Origin of the sequence: Cobetia sp. UCD-24C, assembly GCF_001306765.1 — a bacterium.
Classification (GTDB): domain Bacteria; phylum Pseudomonadota; class Gammaproteobacteria; order Pseudomonadales; family Halomonadaceae; genus Cobetia; species Cobetia amphilecti.
Genome location: NZ_LJTD01000001.1, coordinates 468,231 through 481,489 on the forward strand (window position 1 = coordinate 468,231; position 13,259 = coordinate 481,489).

A 13,259-nucleotide genomic window follows, 5' to 3' on the forward strand; every position below is an offset into this window, starting at 1 on the left:
GCATGTGCTATTGGCTCCTCGAACAGGACTCGAACCTGTGACCCAATGATTAACAGTCATTTGCTCTACCAACTGAGCTATCGAGGAACAACCTTGAACACGCGACGAATTATACGGAAATACTCAATGGCGTCAACCACCTTCGGCCATTCAGACCACCGCAGAACTCGCTCGATTCCTCCTGCCGGATCCACCTCCGAATGCGCACGAAGCGACATCCAGATGTGACAAGGCCCGCACGGATGCAGGCCTTGGAATCACTGGTGGCTACACCCTGATTTGAACAGGGGACCCCATCATTATGAGTGATGTGCTCTAACCAGCTGAGCTATGTAGCCACACGACGATGCGTATATTGCAGGTCAGGCTGCTGAATTGCAAGCACTTTTTATCAAAAGCTCAACAGACGAGCCCGACGTGCGATCAGATCCCCAGCGATGTCTTCACCGCGGCAAGGCCCGGCTGACCCTCCACGGTCTCGACTCCCTTGAGCCAGGCTTCCAGCACCTGCGGGTTCTGCTTGAGCCAACTGGCCGCCGCATCATCCGGGTCTTCACCGCCATCCATGATGTCGCCCATCAGCTGGTTTTCCATCTCCAGGGTGAACTCGAGATTGGAAAGCAGGGCCCCGACGTTGGTGCATGCTTCGCTGTAGCCCGCGCGAGTATTGGTATACACCGTCGCACCACCCAGATTCGGCCCGAAATAATCATCGGCCCCTTCCAGATAGCCCATCTCGAAGCGGGTATTCATCGGGTGCGGTTCCCAGCCGAGGAACACGACCCACTCCTCGGCGGCAATCTTCGACTTCACTTCCGCCAGCATGCCGGCTTCCGAGGAGTCGATCATCTCGAACTCGCCCATGCCGAAGGCGTCGTCATCAATCATGTCGGCAATGATCATGTTGCCGTCGTTGCCCGCCTCTATCCCGTAGATGCGGCCATCGAACTTCTCGAGATTGTCGGCAAGGTCCGCCACCGAGGTCACGCCGGCATCCAGCACATACTGCGGCACCGCCAGGGTATATTTCGCGCCCTGGAGATTGGCGCGCGGGCGATCGACCTGCCCCTTGTCGATGTAAGGGTCACTGATGGAGGCCATCGACGGCATCCAGTTGCCCAGGAAGACATCGAAGTCGTCATTCTTCATGCCGGCATAGGCGATCGGCACCGAGATGGTGTCAGAGGTCGTCTCATAGCCCAGCCCCTCCAGCACGGCACGCGTCAGGGCGGTGGTGGCCGTGATGTCCGTCCAGCCGACTTCGGCGAAACGTACCGTGCGACATTCTTCCGTCACGGCGGCCTGGGCCTGATTCGCCATGACCGGCACGGCGATGACGCCCAGTGCCAACAGCACCTTACCAGGTGATCGTTTCATACTAACCCCTTGTTTTATTGTTCGTTGTCATTCAACTCTCGACCATCGGCGCAACGTTCAACCTACGTTGAGATCGACATGCTGCCCCTCCATGTTCTACCGCACTGTAGCGCTTTTACCAACCGGCCTCGCCAACCCACAGTCTTGAACGCCTGCCTGTCGCTGGCTGCCACCGGCCCTTGTTTCCTCGTGCACCTCTCCCTCCTGACCATCCCTGACCATCCCTGACCGCCCCCTGACTGCTTCCGACTGCCCCGCCTTGCCTCAACTTGACGCATCGGGAACCAGCCTCTACACTTTTTGTTAATTGAACGTTCAATAAAAAATTTGCGCACGACAGCATGGTGCAGCGCTCGCGGCAAACCGGTGATGATCCAGTACCATGGCCACACCAAGTGTCACACCGACCCGATATACGAAAAGGACTCCGTTGATGCCCAAAGTGGGAATGGAACCTATCCGCCGCCGCCAGTTGATCCAGGCCACCATGCAAGCCATCGATGAGGCAGGACTCGCCGACGCGACCGTGGCCCGTATCGCCCGTCACGCAGGTGTCTCCACCGGCATCATCAGCCACTATTTCGGCGGCAAGGATGGCTTGATGGAAGCCACCATGCGCCAGATTCTCACTGACCTGCGCAGCGCCGTCAGTGAGCGTCGCGCCGCACTGGCCGACGATGACGTCCGCTGCCACCTGCGCGCGGTGATCGACGGCAACTTTGACCGCAGCCAGGTCAGCCAGAGCGTCTCCAAGACCTGGCTGGCCTTCTGGGCCTCCAGCATGCACCGCATTCCGCTGGAACGCCTGCAGCGAGTCAACGACAGGCGGCTGATCTCCAATCTGTGTGCCCTGTTCCGCCGCTGCATGCCGCTGAACGAGGCACGTGATGCCGCGGCCGGACTGGCCGCCTTGATCGACGGCCTGTGGTTGCGCGGTACGCTGGACCCGACCGGCCTCGATGTCGAGCGCGCACGCCGCCTCGCCTACGAATATGTCGACTACCAGCTGACACGTCACATGGCAGCATCCCTGAACGCGACAGACTCCCCCACTTCCCCTGAACTCAGTAAGGAGCGCACGCATGGCTAACGGCAACGCAAGCTTCCCGACCCAGACCCTCTACATCGGTGGCCGTCGGGTCGAGGCTACCTCCGGCGAGACCTTCGAGACCGTCAACCCGGCCACCGGCGAAGTCATCGCCGAGATCCAGCAGGCCAGCGGTGCCGACGTCGATACCGCCGTCGAAAGCGCCCTGCAGGGTCAGAAGGTGTGGGCCGCGATGACCGGCATGGAGCGTTCACGCATCCTGCGTCGCGCCGTGGACCTGCTGCGCGAGCGCAACGACGAACTGGCGCTGATCGAGACACTCGACACCGGCAAGCCGCTGTCCGAGACCGAAGCGGTCGACATCGTCACCGGTGCCGATGCACTCGAGTACTACGCGGGCCTCGCGCCGGCCATCGAAGGCAGCCAGATGCCGCTGCGTCAGGAAGCCTTCGTCTATACCCGCAAGGAGCCGCTGGGCGTCATCGGCGCCATCGGTGCCTGGAACTACCCGATCCAGATCGCCTGCTGGAAGTCAGCCCCGGCCCTCGCCGCCGGCAACGCTATGGTCTTCAAGCCCAGCGAAGTCACTCCGCTGAGCGCACTGAAGCTGGCCGAGATCTTCACCGAAGCCGGCCTGCCGGACGGCGTGTTCAACGTCGTGCAGGGCGATGCCCGCGTCGGCGTGATGCTCACCGAGCACCCGGATATCGCCAAGATCTCCTTCACCGGGGAAGCCGGTACCGGCAAGAAGGTCATGTCCGCGTCCGCCTCTTCCAGCCTCAAGGAAGTCACCATGGAGCTGGGCGGCAAGTCCCCGCTGCTGGTGTTCGCCGATTCCGATCTCGACCGTGCCGCCGACGGCGCCATGATGGCCAACTTCTACAGCTCCGGTCAGGTGTGCACCAACGGCACCCGCGTGTTCGTCGAAGCCAGCGTCAAGGATGCCTTCGAAGCCAAGATCGTCGAGCGCGTCGCGCGCATCAAGGCCGGCGACCCGCAGGACCGCGCCACCACCTTCGGCCCGCTGGTCAGCTTCGAGCACCTGGACAAGGTCGTCTCCTATCTGGAGATCGCCAAGCAGGACGGCGCACGTCTGCTGGTCGGCGGTGAGCGCATGAGCGAAGGCGACTTCGCCAAGGGCGCCTGGGTCGCACCGACCGTCTACACCGACTGCAGCGATGACATGCGCATCGTGCAGGAAGAGATCTTCGGTCCGGTGATGTCCATCCTGTCCTTCGACAGTGAAGAGGAAGTCATCCGTCGCGCCAACGACACCACCTATGGCCTGGCGGCTGGCCTGTTCACCGAGAGCCTGAACCGCGCGCATCGCGTGATTCACCAGCTCGAAGCCGGCATCTGCTGGGTCAACACCTGGGGCGAGTCGCCGTCCGAAATGCCGGTCGGCGGCTACAAGCAGTCCGGCATCGGTCGCGAGAACGGTGTCGAGACGCTGTCTCACTACACCCAGACCAAGTCCGTGCTGATCGAGATGGGCCCGTTCGAGTCCGCCTTCTGAGCCATCACTGGTCACAAGGCCTGATGACAGCAGCACCCTCTGGCGCCAGAGGCTGAAGTACCGGACCTCAAGCACCGGGCCTCAAGCACCGAGCCTGAGCACCGGGCCTAAGCACCGGGCCTAAGCAAGACCAAGCGCCAGATGCCCCACCTGCCGGCATGTCGAACACTCGCCATGCCGGCTGCACGCCGCGTCGCTCGCCAGCGCCGCGCGCAGTGCCCGAATCCCGATGAGTCGTTGAGCCCCCGATGGCAGCTTGCTGTCATGCGGTGCCCCGACGGCTCACCACAGACAAGCAAACGTATCCAGCAGCCCGGCAGTGGCCACTCCCCGTCGTGAACGGGGCGTCATGTGCCCGCATGTGGCACCCGATACGAGAGGACCTTCCATGAGCCAATTCGAGCGTGAATACGACTACGTCATCATCGGCGCCGGCAGCGCCGGCAACGTGCTGGCCACCCGCCTGAGCGAAGACGCCGATGTCAGTGTACTGTTGCTGGAAGCCGGTGGCCGCGACCACCGCTTCGACTTCCGCACCCAGATGCCCGCCGCCCTGGCGTACCCGCTGCAGGGTCAGCGCTACAACTGGGACTTCAAGACCGATCCCGAGCCGCACATGAACAACCGTCGCATGGAATGTGGCCGCGGCAAGGGTCTGGGCGGCTCCTCGTTGATCAATGGCATGTGCTACATCCGCGGCAACGCGCTGGATTACGACAACTGGGCCAAGGACCCCATCCTGGCCGACTGGAACTATCGTGAGTGCCTGCCCTACTTCCGCAAGTGCGAGACGCGCGATATCGGCCCGAATGACTACCATGGCGGCGACGGCCCGGTGTCGGTCACCACGCCCAAGCAGGGCAACAACGAGCTCTATCATGCCTTCATCGCGGCAGGCATCGAGGCGGGCTATCCGGCCACCGAAGACGTCAACGGCTACCAGCAGGAAGGCTTCGGCCCGATGGACCGCTTCGTGACCAGGGAAGGCCGTCGTGCCTCCACCGCGCGCGGCTATCTGGATACCGCCAAGAAGCGCTCCAACGTGACCATCGAGACGCGTGCCACCACCGACGTCATCCTGTTCGAAGGCAAGACGGCGGTCGGCGTGAAGTACGAGCGCAAGGGCCAGGACCACCGCGTGCGGGCGCGCAAGGAAGTGCTGCTGTGCGCCGGCGCCATCGCCTCGCCGCAGATCCTGCAGCGCTCCGGCGTCGGCAACCGTGAACATCTCGAGCCGCTGGGCGTGAAGATGGTCCACCACCTGCCGGGCGTGGGCGAGAACCTGCAGGATCACCTGGAGCTCTACATCCAGTACGAGTGCACCCAGCCGATCTCGCTGTATCCGTCCCTCAAGTGGTACAACCAGCCGCCCATCGGTCTGGAATGGATGCTCAAGGGCACCGGTGTCGGCGCCAGCAACCAGTTCGAGGCCGCCGGCTTCATTCGCAGCGATGACAACGAAGCCTGGCCGAACCTGCAGTATCACTTCCTGCCGATCGCGATCAGCTACAACGGCAAGAGCGCAGTGCAGGGCCACGGCTTCCAGGCGCACGTCGGGTCGATGCGCTCCCAGAGCAAGGGCCGCGTTCGCCTGACCTCACTCGATCCCAAGGCCGCGCCGTCGATCTTCTTCAACTACATGGCCGAGGAGCGTGACTGGGAAGAGTTCCGCGCCGCCATCCGCCTGACCCGCGAGATCATCGCCCAGCCTGCGCTGGACCCCTATCGCGGCCGCGAGCTGGCACCGGGTGCCCAGGCACAGACCGACGCCGAGCTCGACGAGTACGTGCGCAACCACGCCGAGACCGCCTACCACCCGTGTGGCAGCTGCCGCATGGGCAGCGACGAGACTTCAGTGGTCGATGGTGCCGGTCGCGTGCATGGCCTCGACAACCTGCGCGTCGTCGATGCCTCGCTGTTCCCGGTCATCCCGACCGGCAACCTGAATGCGCCGACGATCATGCTGGCCGAGAAGATGGCCGACAAGATTCGTGGCCGCGCGCCGCTGCCGCCGTCCGACGCCGATTACTTCGTGATCGAACCCGGCACGCCGGCCAAGAAACCCGCCAAGCGCAAGATCGGCTCTGCTCCGATCAATGGTTGAGTACTGGTCAATGGCTAAGCACTGATCAATGACTGAGCACTGATCAACGCCAGAGCCCGTGCGAGTCAACGCCTGCGACAGGTAGTCTGACCTCACGCACGCAAGCGCTATCGATCGTCCAAGGCCCCGCATTGCGGGGCCTTTTTCATGCCTGCCAGACAGCTTTCACTCAGCCCGGTCTGGTGCTCGCCGACTGCCTCCCTCGGGCGACTGTCCTTTTCGAGAATGAATCCGCACACCTTAGACCTTGGACGTACTGCAGGGTCGGGCAACATGGGATACGCTGAAGAGAATTCAAACAACTGTTCTAAACGCATGGCTGCTACGCTGTAGAAACGCCATGCAAAGACACCATCCCTCGCCACCCGGAGATCCTGCCATGACGCAGCTCATCCTCATCCTTGTCGCCGTAGCCGGTCTGTTGGCCGTCATGGCACGCGAAGCCGGGGCCCTCGCGGCCATCGGCGTTCTCGCCATCATCGGTATCGTCGGCCTGGCGGTCGACGCGCCGGTACTGGGTTGCCTGCTGCTGATCGGCGCGGCACTGGTCGCGGTGTGTGGCCTGCCGGCCCTGCGCAGCAAGTGGCTCAGCCCGCGCCTGTTCGCGATGTTCAAGAAGGTCTCCCCCAAGGTCTCGGACACCGAGAAGGTGGCGCTGGAAGCCGGCACCGTGTTCTGGGACGCCGAGCTCTTTTCCGGCAAGCCGCAGTGGGACACCCTGACCGCACAGCGCAACGACGGCATCTCCAGCGAAGAGCAGGCCTTCATTGACGATCAATGTTCTGTCGCCTGCGGCATGACCAACAGCTGGGAGATCGCGCGTGAGCGTGCCGATCTTCCCGAAGCGCTGTGGGAATACCTCAAGCGCGAGAAGTTCTTCGGCATGATCATTCCCAAGGAATATGGCGGCCTGGGCTTCTCGGCCAAGGCGCAGTCGCTGGTGCTGCAGAAGCTGGCGGTCAACGAGACGCTGATGGTCACCGTCGGCGTGCCCAACTCCCTCGGCCCGGGCGAGCTGCTGCTCAAGTACGGCAGCGATGAACAGAAGAGCTATTACCTGCCGCGTCTGGCCGATGGCCGCGAGATTCCGTGTTTCGGTCTGACCGGCCCGCGTGCCGGCAGTGACGCGACCTCCATCCCGGACACCGGCATCGTGTGTCGCGGCATGCATGATGGCGAGGAAGTCGTCGGCATTCGCCTGAACTTCGAGAAGCGCTGGATCACCCTGGCGCCGGTCGCCACCGTGGTCGGCCTGGCCTTCCGCATGTTCGACCCCGAGCACCTGCTGGGCGACGTGGAAGACATCGGTATCACCTGTGCCCTGATTCCGCGCGACACCGACGGCATGGACATCGGCCGTCGTCACCACCCGATCGGCGCGCCGTTCATGAATGGCCCGATCTTCGGCAAGGACGTCTTCATTCCGCTCAGCTACCTGATCGGTGGCGAGCAGATGGCCGGCCAGGGCTGGAAGATGCTGGTCGAGTGTCTGTCGGTGGGTCGCTGCATCACCCTGCCGTCCGGCTCCGCGGGCATCTCGCGCTACGCACTGGGCTGGAGCACCGGCTTTGCGCGCATCCGTCGTCAGTTCAATCTGCCGGTGGCCGAGATGGAAGGCGTGCAGGAGCCGCTGGCCCGCATGGCCGCGATGAACTACATCAGCCAGGCGTCGGTGCTGCACACCGCCAACATGATCGACAATGGCCACAAGCCGGCGGTGCCCTCCGCCATCCTCAAGAGCCAGTTGACCGAGATGGCCCGCTCGCTGCTGGCCGACGGCATGGATATCCACGGCGGACGCGGCGTGACGCTTGGCCCGCGCAACTACATCGGCGTGGCCTACGCCGGCACTCCGGTCTCGATCACGGTGGAAGGCGCCAACATCATGACCCGCAACCTGATGATCTTCGGTCAGGGCGCGATCCGCTGCCATCCTTACGTGCTGGAGGAGCTGGCCGCCAAGGACGCCGATGACCTGAATGCCTTCGACAAGGCCTTCTTCCGCCATGCCGGCCTGATCTTCGGCAACGCGGCACGCGCCTTCACCCAGAGCTTCGGTATCGGCGGCAAGGCCACCGGCTTCGACGCCGTCGCCACGCCCTACGCCAGCCACATCAACCGCTTCAGCGCCGCCTTCTCGCTGTCCGCCGATGCGGCCATGGCAAGCCTCGGCTCCAGCCTCAAGGCGCGCGAGATGCTGTCGGCACGCCTGGGCGACGTGCTCTCCAACCTCTACCTGGCGTCACTGACACTCAAGCAGTGGCACGAATCCGAGGCCTGCGAACACGAAGAGGCGCTGTTCCACTACAGCATGCAGTGGCTGCTGCACCGCGCGGAAAAGGCACTGGATGAGCTGTTCGCCAACCTGCCCAACCGCGCACTGGGCACTGCCCTGCGCGTGATCGCCCTGCCGCGTGGCCGTCAGTTCGCCATGCCCAAGGACAGCCTGACGCGCGAGATCGCCCGCGCCGTCTCTACCGACACTGCACTGCGTGCCAAGCTGACCGACAACACCTGGGACGCGCAGGACGAAGACCAGCAGGACAACGCCCTCGCCCGCTACAACGCGCTGCTCAAGGACTACCCGCGCGCCGAGCCGATCTACAAGGCGCTGGCCAAGGCCTATCACAAGGGCGAGATCCCGGCCGACGCCCTGTCACCGGAAGCGCGCATCGAAGCGGCGGTCGAGGCCGGTATCCTGTCCGCTGAGGATGGCGACTTCATGCGCGTCTTCGAAGCCGAGGTACTCGACATGCTGACCGTCGACCACTTCGATTTCGATGCCTTCGTGCGCAAGCCGATGGCGAGTGACGGCACCGCCTCCAACCCGCAGCAGGACGCCGCCTGATCGATACAGGAATTGATCGCTGATCGCTGATCGCAGAACCACAAAGGCCCCGCTCAATGAGCGGGGCCTTTGTCTTGGTAGAGCATGTCATTCGCTTGCGTCATCTCATCCTCAGATATGACGCGCGAAGTGCTCCAGGTCACGCACGAAGGCGTTCTTGTAGGTCTCGAAGTCCTTCGGGCGCGCCTTGAAGGAGCGCTTGATGCGCTCGCGGTCCAGGCGCAGCGGCGCGTCGAGGGCCGCCAGGTTGCCGACACGCGCGGCCGGATTCATGCCGACCAGCTCGCGCGGTTGATCGCCTTCGGCCTCGGCCTCCAGCCAGTCGTTGATGCCGGCGCGACGCAGCACGCTGACCAGTGAGCTGTCGGTGATGCGCACCTGCAGGCGGCCGTGATCGGACAGCTGGGAGACCAGCGCGATGCCGTGGTCGTGACCGCGATGCACCGTCGGCGTCGCCCACAGCGCCAGATTCAGGCCACGTGCGTTCTCGTCGAGTACCAGCAGCGCCGCAGAGTGGATGCGCTCGGCATCGTCGACCAGCGCGAACAGGCGCGCCATCTCATTCTCGAACCACACCCCACGCACGCCGGCGTAACTCACCAGCGCATCCAGACCACCCTCGCGGCCATGGACTTCGGCGCACAGCATCGCCAGACAGGCATCACGTCGGGCACCGGCACTCACTTCAACCACTTTCATCGCGTTCTCCGCCACAGGCATTTTCAGCGCGCAAGACTAGCACACTCGCTCGCCGGCCGCTTATTCCGGCCTTGAGTTGCCCCCGGCGCCTCGCTTGCCAGCCTGAGCCGAGCTGGCGACGCCACACACTCGCTGCTCAGTCACAAGCTCAGTCATAAGTTCAGCCTCGCTCGAATGAACATCTCCCTGTCACAAAGTTGTAAGGCGGGCGCTATAGAGTCGTCTACGCTTTTCGGACGATCATCAAAAGAACAAGAAAATGTTCACTTGATCGTCGCCATCGATCGTCAGCGGCCAGCGTCCTTCTTCTTTGTTGCGGAAGCTGGCCAGGGGAACCTCTCAGGAGTTTGACCATGCGCCGCCCGACTCATCATGCAAGCACCCGCACGACTGCCACCGCGACTCGTCGCCTCGCCAGCCTCGCACTGGCCATCGGTTTCGCCTCCGCCTCCGCCAGTGCCCTCGCCGCCACCGAGGTGGAATGGTGGCACGCCATGGGGGGCGGGCTCGGCAAGAAGGTCGACGAGATCGCGGCCGACTTCAATGCAAGCCAGGACGACTACGTCGTCAAGCCGGTCTTCAAGGGCAACTACTCCGAGACCATGACCTCCGCCATCGCCGCCTTCCGCGCCGGCAAGGGCCCGGACATCGTGCAGATCTTCGAGGTCGGCACCGCCACCATGATGAGTGCCAAGGGCGCGATCGTCCCGGTGCATCAGCTGATGGCAGACTTCGCGCCGCAGGAAGGCACCGCCTTCGATCCGAACGCCTACCTGTCTGCCGTCACCGGCTATTACACCGACACCGACGGCAAGATGCTGTCGTTGCCGTTCAACTCCTCGACGCCGGTGACCTACTACAACAAGGACGTGCTGGCCAAGGCGGGCGTCGACTCCCTCCCGCAGACCTGGCAGGAAATGGGCGCCGCGCTCAAGAAGGTCGTCGATTCCGGCGCCGCCAGCTGTGGCCTGACCACCACCTGGCCGTCCTGGGTGATGCTGGAGAACTTCTCGGCGCGCAACGATGTGCCCTTCGCCAGCCAGGCCAATGGCTTCGCCGGCACCGATACCCGTCTTGAATTCAACACGACCGCCGTGGTCGATCACATCCAGCGTCTCGATGACTGGCAGGCCGACAAGCGCTTCGTGTTCGGCGGTCGCTTCGATGACGCGGCGCCCAAGTTCTACTCCGGCGAGTGCGCGATGATGATGGGCTCTTCCGCCAGCTATGCCGGCGTCAAGGAAAGCGCCAAGGGCTTCGAGTTCGGCGTGGCACCGCTGCCCTATGACAGCGACGTGATCGAGACGCCGCAGAACTCCATCATCGGTGGCGCCTCGCTGTGGGTGCTTTCCGGTCACAGCGATGAGGAATACCAGGGCGTCGCCAAGTTCTTCCAGTACCTCTCCAAGCCCGAAGTGCAGGCCGACTGGCACCAGTTCACCGGCTATCTGCCGATCACGACTGCCGCGGCAGAGCTGACGCGCGAACAGGGCTTCTACGCCGAGAACCCGGGCACCGACGTCGCCATCACCCAGATGACCTCCGCGACGCCGACCGAGAACTCCAAGGGCCTGCGTCTGGGCAACATGGTGCAGATTCGCGACGTGATCAATGAAGAGCTGGAGAAGATCTTCTCCGGCAAGGAAAGCGTGCAGGACGGCCTCGACAACGCCGTCAAGCGCGGCGATTCGCTGCTCGAGAAGTTCGAACGCGCCAACGGCTGATCATCGCCACACCGGGGGCGGGCCCATGCCGGGCTCGCCCTCCCGCTATTTTCTCCAGCCAGAGAGCGGAAAGCGCATCCGACATCCGGTGTCCTTTCCCTTCTCTCACGGCTTGATGGCGCAGGAGCGGCCGAGACTTGCCGACTCCGTGCTACCGACGGAACCACCCAGTCCCTCCTTGCTTGCGAGACCCCTGCTGCATGGCCCATTTCAATCGACACCCCATCACGCCCTGGATACTGCTGGCACCCCAGCTGCTGATCGTGGCCGTGTTCTTCTTCTGGCCGGCCTACCAGGCCATCGAACAGGCCTTCTATGTCGAGGATGCCTTCGGGCTCTCGCGGGAATTCACCGGGCTGAGCAACTTCGTCAGCGTGCTGAGCGAGCCGGAATATCTCACGACACTATGGACGACCACCTATTTCTCCTTTGCGGTGGCCTTCGGCGCCATGGCATTGGCGCTGGGGCTGGCCGTACTGGCCGACCGCGTGCTGCGCGGCGCACACGCCTACAAGACCCTGCTGATATGGCCCTACGCCGTGGCGCCCGCCGTGGCCGGGGTGCTGTGGCTGTTCCTGTTCGACCCGACGCTGGGCATTCTGCCGGAGCTGCTATCCGCCATCGGCATCGACTGGAATCACAAGCTCAATGGCGATCAGGCCATGTTGCTGGTGGTGCTGGCCTCGATCTGGAAGCAGATGAGCTACAACTTCGTGTTCTTCCTCGCCGGTCTGCAGGCGATACCCAAGAGCCTACTGGAAGCGGCCGCGATGGACCGCGCCGGGCCCTGGCGGCGTTTCTGGACCATCACCTTCCCGCTGCTCTCGCCGACCAGCTTCTTCCTGCTGGTGATGAACGTGGTCTACGCCTTCTTCGAGACCTTCGGCACCATCGATGCCACCACCCAGGGCGGCCCGGCCGGCTCGACGCGCACCCTGGTCTACAAGGTCTATGAAGATGGTTTCGTCGGGCAGGACCTGGGCTCGAGTGCTGCCCAGTCGGTGTTGTTGATGGTCATCGTCGGCGTGCTGACGCTGATCCAGTTCAAGTATGTCGAGAAGAAGGTGCAGTACTGATGCGCTACAACCGCCCCGGGCTTGATATCGCAAGCCATGCCCTGCTGATCGTCGGCTGCGCACTGTTCTTCCTGCCGGTCTGGATCGCCTTCAGCGCCAGTACCCACGAGATGGGTGACCTCTACTCCAACGTCGCCCCCGTCTGGATCGGCGAGGCTGGCCTGGACAACTATCGCCAGCTGCTGGCAGACCCGGTCAGCACTCTCGGCGCCGACGTGATGACCCTGCTGTTCAACTCGATGCTGATGGCACTGGGCATCGCCATCGGAAAGATCATCATCTCGGTGCTGGCCGCCTACGCGATCGTCTTCTTCGAATTCCGCTTCCGCAAGCTGTGCTTCTGGCTGATCTTCATCACCCTGATGCTGCCGGTGGAGGTACGAATCCTGCCGACCTTCAAGGTGGTGGCCGACCTCAACATGCTGGACAGCTACGCCGGCCTGATCCTGCCGCTGATCGCCAGCGCCACCGCGACCTTCCTGCTGCGCCAGTTCTACCTGACCATCCCGGCGGAACTGGTCGAGGCCGCGCGCATCGATGGCGCTGGGCCGTGGCGCTTTCTCAAGGACATCCTGCTGCCGCTGTCGAAGACCAACATCGCGGCGCTGTTCGTGATCATGTTCATCTACGGCTGGAATCAGTATCTGTGGCCGCTGTTGATCACGACCGATGCCGACTATCTGACCATCGTCGTCAGCCTCAAGCGCATGCTGACCACCGGTGATGGCCTGGTGCCGTGGCAGGACGTCACCGCCACCACGCTGCTGGCCATGGGCCCGCCGGTACTGGTGATCCTGTTCATGCAGCGCTACTTCATCAAGGGCCTGGTGGACAGCGAGAAGTGATCTCGCGCTCCGACCCGCGACA

Annotated in this window: 9 protein-coding genes and 2 tRNA genes; 7 read left to right on the top strand and 4 right to left on the bottom strand. The window is 63.4% G+C overall.

Translation table 11 applies throughout. The annotated features are described in order from the left end of the window. Positions 1-11 precede the first annotated feature (11 nt). The 3 genes from AOG28_RS02005 to AOG28_RS02015 all read right to left on the bottom strand — a co-directional run bounded on the left by AOG28_RS02005 (position 12) and on the right by AOG28_RS02015 (position 1,377). Positions 12-87 (bottom strand) — tRNA-Asn (locus tag AOG28_RS02005). Positions 88-261: 174 nt separating this feature from the next. Beyond that, a tRNA-Met gene (locus AOG28_RS02010) sits at positions 262-338 on the bottom strand. Between the two features lie 85 nt (positions 339-423). Next, the gene (locus AOG28_RS02015) at positions 424-1,377 is read right to left on the bottom strand and encodes a choline ABC transporter substrate-binding protein (RefSeq protein WP_054555132.1); all 954 of its coding nucleotides are present in this window, start codon (positions 1,375-1,377) and stop codon (positions 424-426) included. Between the two features lie 433 nt (positions 1,378-1,810). Here AOG28_RS02015 and betI point away from each other — a divergent pair, with 433 nt between their 5' ends. The 4 genes from betI (at position 1,811) to AOG28_RS02035 (ending at position 8,893) form a co-directional block, all read left to right on the top strand. After that, positions 1,811-2,467, top strand: coding sequence for a transcriptional regulator BetI (gene betI, locus AOG28_RS02020; RefSeq protein WP_200906714.1), 657 nt, complete (start codon positions 1,811-1,813; stop codon positions 2,465-2,467). Continuing rightward, the gene (gene betB / locus AOG28_RS02025; RefSeq protein WP_054555134.1) at positions 2,460-3,941 is read left to right on the top strand and encodes a betaine-aldehyde dehydrogenase; all 1,482 of its coding nucleotides are present in this window, start codon (positions 2,460-2,462) and stop codon (positions 3,939-3,941) included. The genes betI and betB overlap by 8 nt, the downstream gene beginning before the upstream one ends. Before the next feature lie 388 nt (positions 3,942-4,329). Continuing rightward, positions 4,330-6,045 (top strand): choline dehydrogenase, encoded by a 1,716-nt coding sequence (gene betA / locus AOG28_RS02030; RefSeq protein WP_054555135.1) that lies wholly within the window; start codon positions 4,330-4,332, stop codon positions 6,043-6,045. Between the two features lie 379 nt (positions 6,046-6,424). Further along, positions 6,425-8,893 (top strand): acyl-CoA dehydrogenase, encoded by a 2,469-nt coding sequence (locus tag AOG28_RS02035; protein ID WP_054555136.1) that lies wholly within the window; start codon positions 6,425-6,427, stop codon positions 8,891-8,893. 111 nt (positions 8,894-9,004) lie between these two features. On the opposite strand, the gene AOG28_RS02040 is transcribed toward AOG28_RS02035, so the two are convergent. Further along, positions 9,005-9,592, bottom strand: a complete 588-nt coding sequence (locus AOG28_RS02040) for a hypothetical protein (RefSeq protein WP_054555137.1) — start codon at positions 9,590-9,592, stop codon at positions 9,005-9,007. A gap of 353 nt (positions 9,593-9,945) precedes the next feature. Between AOG28_RS02040 and ugpB the strand changes: the two genes are divergently transcribed. The 3 genes from ugpB (at position 9,946) to ugpE (ending at position 13,237) form a co-directional block, all read left to right on the top strand. Next, positions 9,946-11,316, top strand: a complete 1,371-nt coding sequence (gene ugpB / locus AOG28_RS02045; protein WP_054555138.1) for a sn-glycerol-3-phosphate ABC transporter substrate-binding protein UgpB — start codon at positions 9,946-9,948, stop codon at positions 11,314-11,316. A 200-nt stretch (positions 11,317-11,516) separates the two neighbouring features. Continuing rightward, positions 11,517-12,392 carry a sn-glycerol-3-phosphate ABC transporter permease UgpA gene (gene ugpA / locus AOG28_RS02050; RefSeq protein ID WP_043335922.1) on the top strand — a complete coding sequence of 292 codons (876 nt, stop codon included), beginning with the start codon at positions 11,517-11,519 and terminating at the stop codon, positions 12,390-12,392. Next, a complete protein-coding gene (gene ugpE / locus AOG28_RS02055; RefSeq protein WP_054555139.1) occupies positions 12,392-13,237 on the top strand; it encodes a sn-glycerol-3-phosphate ABC transporter permease UgpE in 846 nt (281 codons plus the stop codon). The genes ugpA and ugpE overlap by 1 nt, the downstream gene beginning before the upstream one ends. The last annotated feature ends 22 nt before the right edge of the window (positions 13,238-13,259 follow it).

What these genes read in the sequence shown, in the direction of transcription:
- ugpA (WP_043335922.1), top strand. Translation starts at nt 11,517, where the DNA reads ATGGCCCATTTCAATCGACACCCCATCACGCCCTGGATACTGCTGGCA.
- AOG28_RS02015 (WP_054555132.1), bottom strand. Translation starts at nt 1,377, where the DNA reads ATGAAACGATCACCTGGTAAGGTGCTGTTGGCACTGGGCGTCATCGCC.
- betI (WP_200906714.1), top strand. Translation starts at nt 1,811, where the DNA reads ATGCCCAAAGTGGGAATGGAACCTATCCGCCGCCGCCAGTTGATCCAG.
- AOG28_RS02040 (WP_054555137.1), bottom strand. Translation starts at nt 9,592, where the DNA reads ATGAAAGTGGTTGAAGTGAGTGCCGGTGCCCGACGTGATGCCTGTCTG.
- betB (WP_054555134.1), top strand. Translation starts at nt 2,460, where the DNA reads ATGGCTAACGGCAACGCAAGCTTCCCGACCCAGACCCTCTACATCGGT.
- ugpB (WP_054555138.1), top strand. Translation starts at nt 9,946, where the DNA reads ATGCGCCGCCCGACTCATCATGCAAGCACCCGCACGACTGCCACCGCG.
- AOG28_RS02035 (WP_054555136.1), top strand. Translation starts at nt 6,425, where the DNA reads ATGACGCAGCTCATCCTCATCCTTGTCGCCGTAGCCGGTCTGTTGGCC.
- ugpE (WP_054555139.1), top strand. Translation starts at nt 12,392, where the DNA reads ATGCGCTACAACCGCCCCGGGCTTGATATCGCAAGCCATGCCCTGCTG.
- betA (WP_054555135.1), top strand. Translation starts at nt 4,330, where the DNA reads ATGAGCCAATTCGAGCGTGAATACGACTACGTCATCATCGGCGCCGGC.